At 45.5% G+C, this 16,016-nt stretch carries 13 protein-coding genes; 5 read left to right on the forward strand and 8 right to left on the reverse strand.

Features of this window, described 5'->3' with window-relative positions; all coding sequences use genetic code 11:
- The first annotated feature begins 43 nt into the window (after window positions 1-43).
- Both GK108_RS20930 and GK108_RS20935 read left to right on the forward strand, forming a co-directional pair.
- A complete protein-coding gene (locus GK108_RS20930) occupies window positions 44-652 on the forward strand; it encodes a hypothetical protein (RefSeq protein ID WP_163952751.1) in 609 nt (202 codons plus the stop codon).
- Between the two features lie 203 nt (window positions 653-855).
- Window positions 856-2,112, forward strand: a complete 1,257-nt coding sequence (locus tag GK108_RS20935; RefSeq protein WP_163952753.1) for a DUF5723 family protein — start codon at window positions 856-858, stop codon at window positions 2,110-2,112.
- Window positions 2,113-2,175: 63 nt separating this feature from the next.
- On the opposite strand, the gene GK108_RS20940 is transcribed toward GK108_RS20935, so the two are convergent.
- On the reverse strand, window positions 2,176-2,940 hold the full coding sequence (locus tag GK108_RS20940; RefSeq protein WP_163953099.1) for an NIPSNAP family protein: 765 nt from the start codon (window positions 2,938-2,940) through the stop codon (window positions 2,176-2,178).
- Window positions 2,941-3,089: 149 nt separating this feature from the next.
- Here GK108_RS20940 and GK108_RS20945 point away from each other — a divergent pair, with 149 nt between their 5' ends.
- Complete coding sequence (locus GK108_RS20945) at window positions 3,090-4,052, forward strand: alpha-E domain-containing protein (protein ID WP_163952754.1); 963 nt, start codon at window positions 3,090-3,092, stop codon at window positions 4,050-4,052.
- A gap of 36 nt (window positions 4,053-4,088) precedes the next feature.
- Here the strand turns inward: GK108_RS20945 and GK108_RS20950 are convergent, their stop codons facing one another.
- From GK108_RS20950 to GK108_RS20975, 6 genes are all read right to left on the reverse strand, one after another.
- Window positions 4,089-6,941, reverse strand: coding sequence for a PAS domain-containing sensor histidine kinase (locus GK108_RS20950; RefSeq protein WP_163952756.1), 2,853 nt, complete (start codon window positions 6,939-6,941; stop codon window positions 4,089-4,091).
- Window positions 6,942-6,957: 16 nt separating this feature from the next.
- A complete protein-coding gene (locus tag GK108_RS20955; RefSeq protein ID WP_163952758.1) occupies window positions 6,958-7,350 on the reverse strand; it encodes a response regulator in 393 nt (130 codons plus the stop codon).
- A 226-nt stretch (window positions 7,351-7,576) separates the two neighbouring features.
- A complete protein-coding gene (locus GK108_RS20960; protein WP_163952760.1) occupies window positions 7,577-8,347 on the reverse strand; it encodes a hypothetical protein in 771 nt (256 codons plus the stop codon).
- Window positions 8,348-8,601: 254 nt separating this feature from the next.
- Complete coding sequence (glgB, locus tag GK108_RS20965; RefSeq protein ID WP_163952762.1) at window positions 8,602-10,620, reverse strand: 1,4-alpha-glucan branching protein GlgB; 2,019 nt, start codon at window positions 10,618-10,620, stop codon at window positions 8,602-8,604.
- 147 nt (window positions 10,621-10,767) lie between these two features.
- Window positions 10,768-12,432 (reverse strand): putative maltokinase, encoded by a 1,665-nt coding sequence (locus tag GK108_RS20970; protein WP_163952765.1) that lies wholly within the window; start codon window positions 12,430-12,432, stop codon window positions 10,768-10,770.
- 383 nt (window positions 12,433-12,815) lie between these two features.
- Window positions 12,816-13,214 carry a T9SS type A sorting domain-containing protein gene (locus tag GK108_RS20975; protein WP_163952767.1) on the reverse strand — a complete coding sequence of 133 codons (399 nt, stop codon included), beginning with the start codon at window positions 13,212-13,214 and terminating at the stop codon, window positions 12,816-12,818.
- Between the two features lie 234 nt (window positions 13,215-13,448).
- On the opposite strand from GK108_RS20975, the gene pgeF reads away from it, so the two are divergent.
- Together pgeF and GK108_RS20985 are read left to right on the forward strand one after the other, a co-directional pair.
- Complete coding sequence (gene pgeF / locus GK108_RS20980) at window positions 13,449-14,201, forward strand: peptidoglycan editing factor PgeF (RefSeq protein ID WP_163952769.1); 753 nt, start codon at window positions 13,449-13,451, stop codon at window positions 14,199-14,201.
- A gap of 58 nt (window positions 14,202-14,259) precedes the next feature.
- On the forward strand, window positions 14,260-14,502 hold the full coding sequence (locus GK108_RS20985) for a GlsB/YeaQ/YmgE family stress response membrane protein (protein ID WP_163952771.1): 243 nt from the start codon (window positions 14,260-14,262) through the stop codon (window positions 14,500-14,502).
- A 146-nt stretch (window positions 14,503-14,648) separates the two neighbouring features.
- Here the strand turns inward: GK108_RS20985 and GK108_RS20990 are convergent, their stop codons facing one another.
- The gene (locus tag GK108_RS20990; protein WP_163952773.1) at window positions 14,649-15,788 is read right to left on the reverse strand and encodes an acyl-CoA dehydrogenase family protein; all 1,140 of its coding nucleotides are present in this window, start codon (window positions 15,786-15,788) and stop codon (window positions 14,649-14,651) included.
- Between the last annotated feature and the right edge of the window lie 228 nt (window positions 15,789-16,016).

Here is a 16,016-nt window from a genome sequence, read left to right on the forward strand (position 1 = left end):
ATACTTTACTACATTCGCCTTACCTCATAAATCCTTATTCCGTATGAAAGCCTTATCCGTCTTTTTAGGAGTGTCGCTCACCGCAACGAGTGTACTGGCGCAAACTCCCGTAATTCCATCAGCAGACGTACAGATTAAAACCGCTGTATTGGCTGCTCCAACTGAGAAACGCGATGGCGCTACTGTGTATGGCTATTCAGCCAAAAACGAATTTGTTGTGCTACGTAAGGGAACGAATGAATTCGTGTGCCTTGCCGACGATCCGGCTCAGAAAGGCTTAAGCGTATCCTGTTACCATAAAGACCTGGACCCATTTATGGAACGGGGGCGGGTGTTGAAGAGAGAAGGTAAAAAACCCGGCGAAATTCTGACGATTCGTGAGCAGGAAGTCAAAAGTAAAAAGCTCATGATGCCTACACATCCGTCATCTTTGTTTGCCTTTTCGGCTTCCGACGAGAATTACAACCCATCTACTGGCGATGTGAAGGATGGTTCTTTACGCTATGTAGTCTATATTCCTTATGCAACGGCCGAAAGTACGGGGCTGCCAACTAGACCTGAGGCTCCGGGTATGCCCTGGATAATGGACCCCGGTACCCATCGGGCTCATATTATGATTAATCCGCCCGTATCAACAACGGCCCATCATTGATCCCGGTGAAAGGGCATGCTACGTTATGTTAGTGTGCCCTGACGTTTTGAGTAGATTTAACCGTGTGCTAAAAGCTTGGCGATGGGTGTTGGATAGTGTGTACAGTTTTAGCATTTTTGCTGGAATCTCACCCCGCCGTTATGATAAAAAGATTATTTATTTGCATTTTATTGTTGAGTCAGTATGCTGGATGGGCCCAGCGTATGACTGGGTATCAACTTAGTAATTATACGGGGGTGAATGGAGTATATTTAAATCCATCGTCCATTGCTGATAACTATTGGGGAACTCATATCAATGTAGCAACGATATCGTTACAGGCTGCTGATCAGCCTCGTTTGCCTCTTGCTACGCTCCCTTTTGCTAAAGCAAATCTGAAGCTACATGGGCAAAAACTGGCTATTAAGGAGGCCGATGTGCGCGGGCCCGGAGTTATGTATCAGTTGCCGAACAACCACTCAGTGGCTATCACTACCCGGTACCGATCTGATCTTAACCTGACGGGCGCTTATGATCTGATTAACTGGTTTCAGGGTAATACGTTGGCACTGGCTGATATTCAGCGTTCGGCCGATTTAACATCCGATGCATTCGGTGAAATTGCTTTATCGTATGCATTGCCAGTAATTGACGAGGAGGAGCATTTTTTAAAGATTGGTGGTACGTATAAATATATACGTGGGTTGCAGACCAGTCAGCTGTCGTCATCTGGCCGTTTCAATGCGCCGGCCGATCAGTTGAATTATGCGATAGATGGTTTGCAAACAACCTATTCTGACCTTATTACGTTAAATCAGCTGACACTGTCAGATGCCTTGTTTGGGAAAATACCCGGTAATGGTCACGGATTTGATCTTGGCTTTACCTATGAATTCAGGCCTGTAGCGTCTAAGAGAGAGGAGCAGTCTGCCGCCCGTTATTTGTTTAAAATCGGAGTCTCCTTACTCGATATGGGCAGCATTCGTTATAAAAATGCCAGTTCGTGGGCAGTTCCTGCCAGAAGTGGTACACTTAATCAACTGGAAGTACAGCCGCCCCGTACACCTACGCAGGTACGCGATGCGGTAGCGCGGTCGTTAAATATTGTGCCTGAAGGAACAATTGGGGATCTATCGATGAAATTACCTCAGACGTTATCGATACAGCTAGACGCTCAGATACGTCCGAACTGGTTTGTAGGGGCTACCTGGTGGAAACCATCAAATCCGTCGGCGTTAGCTCAACATCGTGCTGAATTGATCACAATAGGACCTCGCTATGAATCGCCGGAGCTGGAATATTCATTGATGGCCAATTACTGGCGGCCAATGGGGAAAGTATCTATTGGTGGCCACCTTCGCTATCGTGTTTTGACCGTGGGTAGCGATAATCTGTTTGGCTTTTTTACGGATAATGGTTTAACCTCTCATCTCTTCGCTGGTGTTACGTTGCCGTTGAGAGCGAGAGCTTCAGCTCAGTAGATCTGATCTATAACGTAGTAAGCAATCAGGCCCTGAAGAATCTCTTCAGGGCCTGATTGCTTGTTAGCGGATCGGTGAATAGTCGGTTGGGGTCATGTATATTGATTCAACCTTGGTTGTCAGAGGGCCATTTTTCTCCGACTCTTCTTTCGCTTTTACCCACACTGGGTCTTTACGAAACTCGTCGAAATGTTTTTTGCCTTCGGCTTCACTTGGATGGGCCAGAATATAGACCAGCTTTGGCTGACCACCATCCTTTTCCTGAGTAACCCAGTAACCAATATGCGTCATGCCATGCTTGGTAAATAATTTCAGAGTATGATCACGAAAACGACTTAACAAATCGTCGAGCTTGCCAGGAGCGGGCGTGTAGGTGCGTAATTCAAACGTGCGGGCAGGTGATTTTTTCTGAAGCTTGATCGTAGGCGACAGATCTGATTCGGTCATGAAAATCTGATCGACATGATCAACCAGCTTGCCGTTTGCTTCCGTTTTAGCAACTACTGCTTTCCATTCAGGATCACTGCCGAAAGCCTTCCAGGACGCGTCGCGGGCTTCGCGGCTCGGATAAGCCAGGATGTAGATCAATTCTTTTTGGGTAGTGTCGGTGGGAGTCCAGTAACCAATGTTCTCCATACCGTGTTTTTCGAAGATTTTTAGTGTGTACTGTCGAAAACGATCGACAATGGCCGCATACTTTCCGGGCGTTGGATAATAAATCCGGACTTCATAATACTTAGAACTTGGCTTACCAGGGTTTGGCACGGCCATTACTACGCTGCTAAGCAGCAGACAAAAAGTGAGTAAAGAATATAGTTTTTGCATAATGCTACTAAAGAGAGACAGGATGATGAAAATTACTCTATTTTTAAATGATAATTTTGTAAAAAAAGCAGAGTAGGGGTTATTGACTTGTAAAACAGGTTTGAAGTTCTATTTTTGTTAACCACCCTCCGTGATAAACCCAATTTTATACTATGCTTAGTCGCGTTGCCAACTCTGTTTACTGGATGCATCGTTACATTGAGCGGGCCGAAAATTATGCCCGTTTTATGAGCGTTAATTTTAACCTGGCTCTTGACTTACCCCCCAACGTAGAGCAGCAATGGGAACCTCTACTGATTGCTACGGCCGACGATTACTTATTTACCAAATATTATAATCAGCCAACTCGCGAAAATGTCATTCAGTTCATGACGTTTGATAAGCGAAACCCGAATTCTATTGTTTCCTGTTTGAGTAATGCCCGCGAAAATGCACGAACCATTCGCGAAGTGATCTCAAAAGAGATGTGGGAGCACCTGAATCAGTTTTACCTGAAAGTACGCGATACGTCGCCGAAACAGCAATGGGGGCAAGTGCAGACTCAAAACTTCTTCACTGAGATACGTAACGATACGCAGCTGTTCTACGGCATTATTGATGCAACGATCACCCGAAACGAAGCCTGGCATTTTGGGCGTCTGGGCCGTTTTCTGGAGCGTGCTGATAAAACATCCCGTTTTTTGGATGTGAAATATTTTACGCTGTTACCCGAAGTGGAAGCGGTTGGATCAACGCTCGATTTAATGATCTGGTCGGCAGTCCTTAAATCGGTGAGCGCTTACAACATGCATCGGCAGCAATACCGATCACTCACGCCAACCAGTATCGTTGAATTCCTGATTCTGGACAGGCGGTTTCCTCGTTCGGTTGCTCATTGTATACGCCAGGCCGAACTATCGTTGTACGAAATTTCGGGCAATAATATTACCAACGGATTTGGCAATGAAGCCGAGCGTTCTTTGTCGAAGCTACGTACTGAAATCGAGTTTACGGAAACATCGGATGTTTTCAAAACGGGTCTGCATCAGTACCTGGATGGCTTTCAGACTCGAAATAATGAAATAGGCGCGGCTATTTTTGAAACCTATTTCGATTCCAAACCAGTAGAAGCATAAATAAACCAGTAAAGCTGCTGGAATCGACCAGTCTGTTTATAGCAGGCTGGTTTTATTATATGTTCTTGATTGGCTTACTGGCAAATAAACATGGAACGTTGAGCCCTTTTGTAGCTCACTTTCGGCTTTGATCATTCCCTGGTGGTTGGTGACGATCTTTCTGCATAACGCCAGACCGATTCCGGTTCCTCCGTAGCTCTTGCCATTCGTAAGGCGCTGAAAAATGGTGAACACTCGATCAGCGTATTGGGGGTCGAAGCCAATTCCGTTGTCTTTTACACTGATATGCACATGGTCTGACTGAGTTGGGTAATTCAATATAACCGACGATTCGGTGGCGGTTAATAACGTACAGTGAATTGTTATAGCAGGAGTATTATCTGAAAACTTCAGCGCATTACCAATAAGGTTGAAAAAGAGCTGATTGAGTTGTAGTGGGATGCCTTCAATAGCAGGTAAGTCATGGCAACGTATTATTGCTTTCTTTTCATCAATAAGCAATTCAAAATCAGATAATACGTGACTGATCACCTGATTTAAATCCACCATTGAGAAGGCTTCTTCAATTTTAGATAGTCTCGAATAATTAAGTACCCCTTTTATCAGCGCCGACATTCGCTGGGCCGATAGAATAACTTTATTCAGATAGAGGTCGAACTGATCATCATCATACCGGTTTTCGGGAAGTAAGCTGGCAAAGCTCTGGATTTTTCGCAGGGGCTCCTGGAGGTCATGGCTGGCAATGTAGGCGAATTGCTCCAGTTCGTGATTGGTACGTATCAACTCCTGATTGGCGTTGCTCAATTCCTGCGTTCGTTCCTGAACCTGACGTTCCAGCTCTTGTTGGGCCATTCGTTGGGCTGTAATGTCCATCGTAATGCCGGCCATATGCAGCGACAGACCGGAGTCGTCGTACGTTGCTTTGCCCGACGCCCGTATCCAGTGTATGGAGCCATCAGGCCAGGTCGTTCGGTATTCGGCATTATATACGCTACGGTTGGCTACCGCTTCTTCCACCGCTTGCTGCATAATAGAACGGTCTTCCGGTAAAATGGCATTGATCAGATCCGGAAAATTGAAAATGGCATCGGCTGGAAGACCAAAGTTGGCTTTGCATTGAGCTGTGCATTGCATAAGGCCCGTGGAGAACTCTAAATCATAGGAGCCTAATTTACCAGCATGTAAAGCCATTTCCAGGTTTTGATTCGCTTTTTGCAAATCGGCTTCCCGGGCTTCCAGCTCTTTTTGGGCGGCTAATTCGGAGCGTAGATCCCGACCGGTGGCTACAATGGCGAAAGGCTCGCCCGACGTGGGATCGTCGATTACAAATCGTTTTACGGCTACCGGGATTCGTTCGCCTGTTTTGACGTGACGATAGTATTGAGTGCCTTGCCATTGTTTTTCAAGAATGGCAAGTGGCAGGTATTCATGTTGTATAGCATACCAGTCGTCGGCATAAAATAAGTCGCTCAGATTCTTTGTTGCTACGTCCTCCCGTTTCAAACCAAGCAGGTCGAGTCCATAGGGGTTAATATAACGTAATGACCCATCCAGGCTGGCAATGCTCATGTATTCGGGGCTGCCTTCTACGAGCGATGCCAGTTGTTTCTGTTCCAGATCGGCTTCGACTTCGGCACTTATATCCTGAGCTATACCGGCAAAACGGACTGGTTTATTCTGCGAATCGTACAGGTAAGTTCCCATAACTCGGACCCAGTGGATTGAGCCGTTATCCCAGATCACTCGTGCTTCATAAAATAGTTTTCCTGTTTTATCGGCTTCCTGATAAGCTTTGCTCCGTTTGGACTTATCCTCTGGGAGTATATATGTTTTCAGTGATTCACGGGTTAGGTTTTTGGTTTCATTGCCCGTGAAAATCTTGGCTAGGATGCGAGAGTAAACAACATGGTCTGTTTTAAGATCAACAAGAAACGTACCTGCTCCTGCACTTTCTACGGCTAGCCGAGCTTGATTTTCAATATTTTGCAGGTTTTCGCGAGCCGCCATCTGGGCCGTTATATCCTGTGCCGTTCCCGCAAACCGATCGGCTACATCCTGATCATTAAAATAGGCTTTACCCTGACATCGGAGCCAGCGAATTTGTTGATCTTCAACGCTTATTGTACGAAACTCTATATCATATCGGGTTCTATAGTCTGGATTTAGGGCTTCCTGTACCGCATTGTTTACCCGCAGTCGATCATCGGGATGAATATGGGCCAATACGTCGTTGTAGGCAATGGTATCATCTTTCGCAAAGCCGAAATACGTCTGGCATCGACTATCCCAATGAACCAGATTCCTGGCTATATCAAGAAGCCAGATACCTAATTCACTAGCCTGTAGGGCAAATTGAAACTGCTCCTGATTTGTTGCTAACAGGTGGTCAGCCCTGACTTTTTCTGTGGTTTCGGTACAGGCTACTAAAACGCCATTCGTTTGCCCTGCTTCGTCAATGATAGGACTAGCACTAAAGGTCCAGTAACTAGCTTCAGAATGACCATTACGTTCAATAGATAGCCGTTGGTCTTCGCTGAGTTTACTTTCGTTGTTCGTGAGAACTTGAACTACTAATGGTTTAACGAAAGCCCATACTTCCGGACAGATCGTATCGCTACTACGTCCAATAGTAGCCCAGTTTCCATTATGGGCGCCAAAGCGACGTTTGTAAGCATGGTTGTAGAAGCAAAAAAAATCGGAGCTCCAGAATACTAATAATGGCAATTGGGCAGGTAGCGTTATGCCCAGAGTTGTTCGGAGGTTTTGCGGCCATTGATGAATGGCACCCAGTGCGTGTTTAGACCAGTCAATAGAACGTATTAGTTGCCCTATTTCTCCCCCATGAGTAAGAAAAGCCTCAGTTGACGTAGTAGAAGCAGGAGGTTTCATGAAGGGAGCAAGCGAATCAATACGTCATAAACAACTTAGATAACTGGTCGGTCAGTAGATTGACCTGAGTAGGTTTGGTAATAAATTCATCGGCTCCTAAACGTCGGGTTTCGGCTATATCTCTTGAATCAGATGAGGTTGAGTAAATAAATACGGGCGTATGCTGTAAATGGGCTATTTTTTTTATTTCGGTCAGGCATTGCTTACCGCTCATCCCCGGCATATTCAGATCCAGAAAAATATAGTTAGGAGAAAAGTTAGTATCTTTTTTTAGTTTTTCCAAAGCTTCCTGCCCGTCATTGGCGAATTGACAGGTAAGGGGCGAACGCATTTTACGGAGCGCTAATAAAAAAAACTCCTGGTCATCTTCATCGTCATCAATGACAAGACAGGTTATCGGTAGACTCATTAAATAAGCGATTGCCGCCGGAGTTTAATAGGTTGGATATACAATAAATTACGGCTTGGTAAACGTACTAATTCAGCAGAGAAACAATCTCTTAACGTTAGAAATATGAATGATTTAATATATGTATTATGTGGAATGTGTACTTGTCAAAAGTATTAAAATGAAATCAGTGCTGCAAGGATATTTGTAAATAAACACCCGCAGCACTGACACATTACTAATCAACTTAGTAAAATATCGGTAATGTAATGGCTACAAAGGCCATATCGGCGCGGTGGCGGAATCGATTATTATCAGCAATTATATCGCGGTTTTTGGCCGAAATTTCGGTTGTCAGCCATTGGTACCCTATTTTGGCCGAAATACGTTGATTAATACGAATACGGGCATACACTTCGGTTGCCAGTGTGCCAATGTCGTTATCGCCTAGCAACCGTAAATTCGCATAAGTAGGATTAACTGATTGAAACGTATTAACTCCCTGAAAATAAAGCGTTGAATCGCCACCGGTTGGGGTAGTTAAGTTAAATTGACCCGTTGATGACCGGTAGCGGCCAGTGCGTGATTTACCAAAGGTAAGTCCTAAAATGTCGGCACTGGCACCTATCTCTACTCTGCCAAGATTAATCTGAGCCCGAACGCCAACATTAAGTGAGGTCATGGTTACGTAATCCATACGAACCGTATCGATATTTTCGACCAGTAGTGGCTCCGCAAGGGCAGCGAAGCCTGTTTTACCTCGTGTCAGTCGAGCTGGAGCGGTATAATAATTGAGATTATCGCCGTAAAAAGCACCTAATCGCAGATTCCAGCCAAACGAAAATAATTTGCGCTCACCAACATTGATAAGCTGATAATAAGCTACTGATGGATGATAGTTATTTTTTGTGTAAGCCATTCCCAAATCAAAACCGCTGCTCAAACGAGCCGACACTGGCGATTGGGCAAAACCATGTATGGTGAAGAATGTAAAAAAAACAAAAATGAGTTTCTTCATGCAAACGAATCAGGTTGTAAGAGCCGGCAAAGATACGTTTAGAACCGGGATTACTCTGATTTTAAGATTAATCTGATTTGCTGTACTTAGCAATAGGTAAAGTTTATATATATTAAAACCGTTTATATGTATTGATAAATATAGGCTGAGTGGTTACGTATAGAACTGTAGTTTACACCTACCCGAATAGACATTTTCCGGGCAGGTGTAAACTAAATATGTGTGTTCTGGCTACGTTTAGCCTGATAATTGCACTATACAGTTTTTAATACAACTGCAGCTAGGGGGGGTATATTTACACGAATGGATTGCGATCTTCCGTGCCAGGGCGACTCTTCACTCTGAATTGGGTCGGGGTTGCCAATGCCGCTTCCGTAGTATTCTGAAGAATCACTATTGAAAATTTCCTGATAGGTTCCTGCCGAGGGGGCACCTATACGGTAGTTCGAGCGAGGAATAGGAGTCATGTTCAAAACTACCAGCAAGGTATCTTCTGGCCGATTGCCTTTCCGAATATACGTAATCACGGTGTTTTCCCGATCCGACGTATCAATCCACTCAAAACCGTCGGCCGTGAATGATCGTTCATACATAGCTGGCTCATTTCTGTAAAGAGCGTTTAGTGCTTTTACACAGGCTGCCACGCCTTTGTGCGGAGCAAATTCCAGCAAATGCCAGTCAAGACTAGCGTCGAATTTCCATTCTGATGTTTGCCCAAACTCGCCACCCATAAACAGGAGTTTACTGCCCGAGTGCGTGAACATGTAGGAGAACAGTAAGCGTAGGTTCGCAAAGCGCTGCCATTCATCGCCGGGCATTTTACCTACCAGCGATTGTTTGCCGTACACCACTTCGTCGTGCGAAAGGGGTAGCATAAAGTTTTCAGTGAAGGCATATACCGTACTGAACGTCAGATTATCCTGATGGAATTTGCGGAAAGCAGGGTCGCGCTCGAAGTATGCGAGTGTATCATTCATCCAGCCCATCATCCATTTCATACCGAAGCCTAAACCACCGGTATAGACAGGGCGCGATACGCCCGGAAAGGCAGTCGATTCTTCGGCAACTGTTTGTACGTCCGGGAAGTGTAGATAGACGGCTTCGTTGATTTCTTTGAATAGGGAAATGGCTTCCAGATTTTCGCGGCCGCCAAACATATTGGGCTCCCACTCGCCAGCATTCCGGGAGTAGTCAAGATAGAGCATGGAGGCCACCGCATCGACCCGTAATCCATCGGCATGAAACCGATCGAGCCAGAAAAGAGCGTTCGAGATCAAGAATGAGCGAACTTCGGGACGGCTATAGTTGAAAATATAACTTTTCCAGTCGGGATGATAGCCCTTCCGCATGTCTGGGTGTTCGTACAGATGTGATCCGTCGAATTCATACAGGCCATGAGCGTCGCCCGGAAAGTGTGATGGTACCCAGTCCAGTAATACGCCTATGCCAGCCTGGTGCAGTCTTTCTACCAGCCGCATGAAATCCTGTGGCGTTCCGAAACGGCTGCTGGGAGCATAGTAGCCAGTTATCTGATACCCCCACGATGGCGCATACGGGTACTGCATGACAGGCATGAACTCAACATGCGTGAAACCCATATCCTGTACGTAAGGGACAAGGGCATCAGCAATTTCTCCGTAGCTCAGTTCACGCTCAGGATTAGAAGGGTCGCGACGCCAGGAGGCCAGATGAACTTCGTAGACTGAAAAGGGAGCATTGAGGGCATTCTTGTTTTTCCGCTCAGCCATCCAGTCCTGGTCCTGCCATTCATAATACGTATCCCATACTTTACAAGCCGTCTGAGGAGAAATTTCCCACCAGTGAGCATACGGATCTCCCTTTTCCAACTCCCGGCCACTTTCGTGAACAATGAAGTATTTATACGTTTCGCCACGGCCAATATTGGGAATAAAAACTTCCCAAATGCCGGATGAATCCCAGCGAACATTAAGCGGATGACTGCCTTTATCCCAGCCATTAAAATTACCAATTACCGATATGTATCGGGCCGACGGCGCCCATACGGCAAAATAAGTGCCGATAACGCCTTCGTGTTCAACCACGTGCGAACCGAATTTCTCGTAAAGTTTATGGTGTTTACCAGCGCGGAACAGGTAAATATCAAAGTCGGTAAAGCGTGAATAAACGCCGTTATTGCTGTAAGTAGAAGCCGTATCTGGCATAGTTTCGCTTGGTACTGGTTGATCTGGGTTTATAGGCTGTACTGGTTGTTCAGTTTCAGCCGTCGACGTTGTGGTTTTGCGTTTTGCCATTGTTTAGGACTTGTATAGCTACGATAATGAACGCGATCAGAGCCGGAAAGTTAGAAAATTCCTTACGTTCCTTGGTAAACCTAAGTAACTAATAACAGAGCTATCTTTACGAACATCCTTTTTCTCCGTGCGCTACGTTATTGGTTATTATTCTTTGGATTGCAATAGTGCTGTTTGGAGCATAGGAATGTCGGGCGTGTCTTTACCATCACTCAAGCGGATTTTCTCTATTTCCCGTATTACGTCGATAATTCCTTTAAGCGGTATTTTAACCCAGGAAGGTCGGTAACTAATCTCATAACCAAGCTCGTAGACTGCCTTTTCGAGCAAGTAGACGAGTAATAGATAGTTGGTTTCGGTGTTGTTCTTAAACAGCGGATGAGGGACCTCAAAGACATCCATATAAGCATGCAGGAACGTATCACGAATCAGATAAAACCAGCGGTCAGAAACCCGTTGTAGATGCTCCGAATTGAGGCCGTCCGTTTCGACGGAATTGAAAAGCTTAGCCGATACGGCATAGTGGTAGGATCGAATCATTCCGGCCACATCTTTCAGGGGAGAATGTTTAATTTTTCGTTCCGTGATTGTACTCTCAGGTTCGCCCTCAAAGTCAATAACAACAAAATCGTCACCAGTTGCCAGCACTTGACCCAGATGGTAATCGCCGTGGATTCGGATACGTAGCGAATCGAGGTGTCTACTTCTGAAATCGTCAATGAACGATTCAATCATTTCGCGCGCTTCCATAAACACCCACGCCAGTCGCTGAGCGTGCGGATCAAGTTTGGTATAATTGTCGATCAGCAACGCATAGCGTCGTTCCAGTAAATCTTCCAGACGCTTGATCATAAAGTCGCGGTAGTCTTTTGTGAAGCGCTCCGGGGTAAAATCAGGCCCGGCGTCTGGTTTATAAAGGGCCGAATGGAGTTCGCCGGTACGTTTGCCCAGTAATTCAACTTTATCAAAAACGTCTTCCCGAATGGCAAACATCCGCTGAGGAACGGCATACAGAAAATCGTTTAGATAATCACCGGTTTGCATCCAGGAGTCTTTCTCATTAGGAACCATTCGCTGGATCATGCCAAGCGTTACGTCTGGCGTGTTCGTGCGTTGCCAGATAATACTACCGCCAAAAGCTGGAATATGCGGGAAATTGCTCTCATCTGTCAGAAAAGCGACCATGTCTACTTCTGGATTCGTTTCCTGAAAGAGCTTTCTATACAGTTTTAAAAAGTATTTATTACCGAAAACCATCGCCGAATTACTGGAATCGACCGGCAACACGCTTGAATCTAGGTCTTCGTCTCCTTCTTCCAGCCCTTTACCCCGCTGGAAGTTCAATTGTCCATCGGTTTCCAGCAGAACCCGGTTCCGATAAACATGGCTAAAGATCGTTTGCCGGAAGCGTTGATCATAAATAGCATCAACTAAAAGCCCCGACGTATCGCCCAGCGTAGCCTGCCCAATGCGCCCTTTATCTGGGATATCGTTTAACTGATTTGGGAGCCTCTGTGCTACGTTGTCGGAAATAAAGGACAAGGGCAGTAGATATCTTTCGGGCTCTCCATCGGCATACGTTGCTTCAACGACAAGTAGATAGGAGAAATCGTTGTCAACGAGTGTTAACGTGTGGATTGTTTTTATCGTAAAGCCTGTCTGCTGGCGTGCTTTACCGGCAAACCATCGGCATGTGTTGACGTAATCGGGTAACAACGTCTCTACGAGTGCTGCCCAAAATTCGGTATTGCTAGAAACGGTACTACATTCGGTCCAGGAGATTGGTGAAAGCAGAGGCTGGGTAATGAACATGGATGAAAATTGCTTGGATAGATAAGCTAATTGCTCATCTACATGATCTAAGTCAAAAAATTTCTTGAATATACACTAAAACTGCGCAAGACTACAGAACGAGCTGTTACGTTGATTCGCCATTCAATACGCTTTGGCATAGTACGTATCGTTTGGGAAAAGCTGCCTGTATGTTGGATCGGACGCTAGAATAGCTGGATTTATAAACCAGCCAGTAGTCACGTAAGATTTGCGTTGTCGTCATGCTACGTCAATATCAGGAAGAGGCTTTGTTGAGTAAACAAATTCTACCTCGAATCGGCTACTAAATTGTTGCTATACGGCATAAAAAAACTCACCTGAGCGGTCTCAGGTGAGTTACGACTAGTTGTAGGTGGGAGGTATTAATTCAGGGCAACAACTCGGGCAGGCGAGGATGACTGAGGAGTTGACAGCACTACGCTGTGGGTGGTTGTTTCAACACCGTTTGTGATTTCTACCTGATACGTACCATCTTTTAATTCATCAAGATTAAGGCGAATGCGAGAGGTAGTAGCTTTCTTGCCAAGTCGTTCTACGTACAGTGTCTTGCCATCAGCATCTTTCAACGTAATGTTGACAGAACCACCTACTGTTTTATCCAGCGCGATGTTCAATTTGCCATCAACACTTGAATAGATACCTGTTTTATAACTTGCTACGTTGGCTGGACGCGTAATAGGGTTAGCATGGCTTACAGTAGCAACTGAGGTAACGAAACCAAAAGTAAGAGCGAAGGCGAGTGATTTGATGAGCGTTTTCATTGTCGTATGTTGTTTATGATCGTTCAAAGCAGGTCGGGTTAGCCCCGATTGTTGATTCAAAGTTATGGGTAGTAGATGGTACTATGCATAACAAACTACTGGAATGGTTGTGTATCTGGATGAATGGTTAGAAAATAAGGATGACTGATTGAATGGCGCGGTTGGATAGGCCATGTTTTGATTGCAATTTTGTTCTATTGCCTGATAAAATGGCCTCTGAATCGCTTTATTCACATGTCTTCTTACTTTGCTCCCGCCTTATTATCCCAATTCTCTAACCTTATTGCTGCCGAGAGCACGCGGTACGGTGGTGTTAGCGTAGCGCCATTTGCCTCGCTAAATCTTGGAATCAATACGGACGATCTTCCCGAGAATGTGGATGAAAACAGGCGTCGTTTTTTTAAAGCACTTGGTGTGGAAGAATACGTAGCAGGATTTGCCTCTTCGCTTCAGGTGCACGGTACGGACGTTTTGTACGCTATCGAAGCTGGACGTTACATTGGTTATGATGCGCTCATTACCGACAAGCCTGGGCTATTGGTGGGGGTTACGGTAGCCGACTGCGTTCCTGTTTTGATTTATGATAAGACTAATCGGGCCGTAGCCGCTGTTCATGCTGGCTGGCGCGGTACCGTTGGGCGTATTGTCAGTAAAACGCTGGAGGCTATGAACCATCATTTTGGGACAAAGGCAGATGAGTGCTACGCCTTTGTGGGTACGTGTATTGACGAGTGCTCTTTTGAGGTTGGCCCAGAGGTGTCGGAACAGTTTGCTAGTGAGTTTAAACGTACTGATCCTGAGTCGAATAAAGAGTGCATAGACTTGAAAGGGGCTAATCGACAGCAGTTAATCGAGTTCGGTATTCCTGAACTACAGATTGACGTATCGGCTTTTTCAACGGTTTTGCATAACGACAGCTATTTTTCGTATCGGGCTGAAAACGGGCAAACTGGTCGTATGTTGGCCGTAATTGGTGTTAGAGCGTAAACAAAGTAGCGACGGCCGCAGTTATGTATCTGTTTTTTAACTCAACACTGAAAAAATCATGGGAATCTTAGTATCAATATTAGTAGGAGCAATTGCCGGATGGCTGGCTGACCTCGTTTTCAAACGGTTTTCATTTTCACTATTTGTCGAAATCCTGCTCGGTATTGCCGGTGGATTTGTAGGCGGCTGGATATTTGGTCGGGCTGGTGGAATCATCGACCAGATTCTGACTTCTTTCGTTGGTGCCGTTATTATATTAGGTATTGCAGCGTTAATAAAAGGTTCGCGTAGAACAGTCTAGTTCAGAACCGCACCGGCGGCCCGGTGGGATTACACAGATTAGGGGATTAATCAGATTTTGTTTTCGCTTCAAAGAAGCGCTCTATCGAGACAAAATCTGATTAATCCCCTAATCTGTGTAATCCCACCGGGCCGCCGGTGCGGTTCTTATTTCAATATCTGCCTCGAAATCACAATTTTCTGGATTTCGCTTGTCCCCTCGCCAATGGTGCAAAGCTTGGCATCCCGATAAAACTTTTCAACCGGGAAATCTTTGGTATAGCCGTAGCCACCAAAAATCTGAACAGCTTCATTCGCAACGCGCACGGCGGTTTCGGAGGCAAACAGCTTAGCCATAGCTGATTCTTTAGTCACCGATTTAGCTGCGTCTTTTAAATCGGCGGCCTGATACGTTAATAGTTTAGCGGCTTCTACCTCCGTGGCCATATCGGCTAGTTTAAAGCTGATTCCCTGGAAATTAGCAATGGGCTGGCCAAATTGTTCCCGTTCTTTGGCATAGGCTACAGCGGCATCGTAAGCGCCGAGAGCAATGCCTACACTCAATGCCGCAATGGATATTCGGCCACCATCCAGCACTTTTAGAGACTGAACAAAGCCATCGCCTATTTCGCCAAGCCGCTGGCTATCGGGAATGCGGCAATCCTGAAACAGCATTTCGGCGGTTTCTGAAGCTCTCATTCCCAGTTTATCCTCTTTGCGTCCGCCCGAAAAACCGGGTGTTCCCCGTTCGACGACGAATGCTGTGGCATTATGGCTACTATTAGGCTCTCCTGTACGCGCAATGACAACGGCCAGATTACCACTTTTGCCATGCGTGATGAAATTTTTAGCACCATTCAAAACCCATTCGTTACCCTGGCGAGTAGCGGTCGTTCTCATATTACCGGCGTCCGATCCGGTATTCGGTTCTGTCAGCCCCCAGGCTCCAATCCACTCGCCCGACGCTAGTTTAGGCAGATAGGTTTGCTTCTGTTCTTCGGTTCCGAATAATAGAATATGATTAGTACATAACGAATTATGGGCAGCCATCGACAAACCGATGGAGCCATCAACACGTGATAATTCAATAATCGCTGTTACGTATTCCCGATAACCCAGACCGGTTCCGCCATAAACGGCTGGCACCAACATGCCCATTAGGCCCTGTTCGCCGAGTTGTTTAAACAGTTCTGCCGGAAAATGCTGACTGTCATCCCATTGACGAATATAGGGGCGTATATGCCGTTCACTCAACTCGCGAACTGATTGCGCTATTAATTCTTGATTTTCTACAATTTCGTTGATCATGTAAGGTATGTAACTAGATGAAGTGATTGAGTAGAAATCTCGTAAAAATTACCTAGAACTCCAACCACTACTTATCAAACTATTTCGAAAGGATGATGATTGGAATAGACGGGAAAATTAATTTATATGTTACCGATTTGTTTAATTTAAAAATATTAGAGTTATAATTGCTTGAAATTTAGGGCCTGTCTGGCTGTAGTCATCAGCTTATGCAACTTGTTTAGGCAA

This window comes from Spirosoma terrae (assembly GCF_010435915.1).
Lineage (GTDB): Bacteria > Bacteroidota > Bacteroidia > Cytophagales > Spirosomataceae > Spirosoma > Spirosoma terrae.

Bases quoted from the DNA above. Each gene is read 5' to 3' on its own strand.
- GK108_RS20930 (WP_163952751.1), top strand. From the start codon at position 44: ATGAAAGCCTTATCCGTCTTTTTAGGAGTGTCGCTCACCGCAACGAGT.
- GK108_RS20935 (WP_163952753.1), top strand. From the start codon at position 856: ATGACTGGGTATCAACTTAGTAATTATACGGGGGTGAATGGAGTATAT.
- GK108_RS20945 (WP_163952754.1), top strand. From the start codon at position 3,090: ATGCTTAGTCGCGTTGCCAACTCTGTTTACTGGATGCATCGTTACATT.
- GK108_RS20950 (WP_163952756.1), bottom strand. From the start codon at position 6,941: ATGAAACCTCCTGCTTCTACTACGTCAACTGAGGCTTTTCTTACTCAT.
- GK108_RS20955 (WP_163952758.1), bottom strand. From the start codon at position 7,350: ATGAGTCTACCGATAACCTGTCTTGTCATTGATGACGATGAAGATGAC.
- GK108_RS20960 (WP_163952760.1), bottom strand. From the start codon at position 8,347: ATGAAGAAACTCATTTTTGTTTTTTTTACATTCTTCACCATACATGGT.
- glgB (WP_163952762.1), bottom strand. From the start codon at position 10,620: ATGGCAAAACGCAAAACCACAACGTCGACGGCTGAAACTGAACAACCA.
- GK108_RS20970 (WP_163952765.1), bottom strand. From the start codon at position 12,432: ATGTTCATTACCCAGCCTCTGCTTTCACCAATCTCCTGGACCGAATGT.
- GK108_RS20975 (WP_163952767.1), bottom strand. From the start codon at position 13,214: ATGAAAACGCTCATCAAATCACTCGCCTTCGCTCTTACTTTTGGTTTC.
- pgeF (WP_163952769.1), top strand. From the start codon at position 13,449: ATGTCTTCTTACTTTGCTCCCGCCTTATTATCCCAATTCTCTAACCTT.
- GK108_RS20985 (WP_163952771.1), top strand. From the start codon at position 14,260: ATGGGAATCTTAGTATCAATATTAGTAGGAGCAATTGCCGGATGGCTG.
- GK108_RS20990 (WP_163952773.1), bottom strand. From the start codon at position 15,788: ATGATCAACGAAATTGTAGAAAATCAAGAATTAATAGCGCAATCAGTT.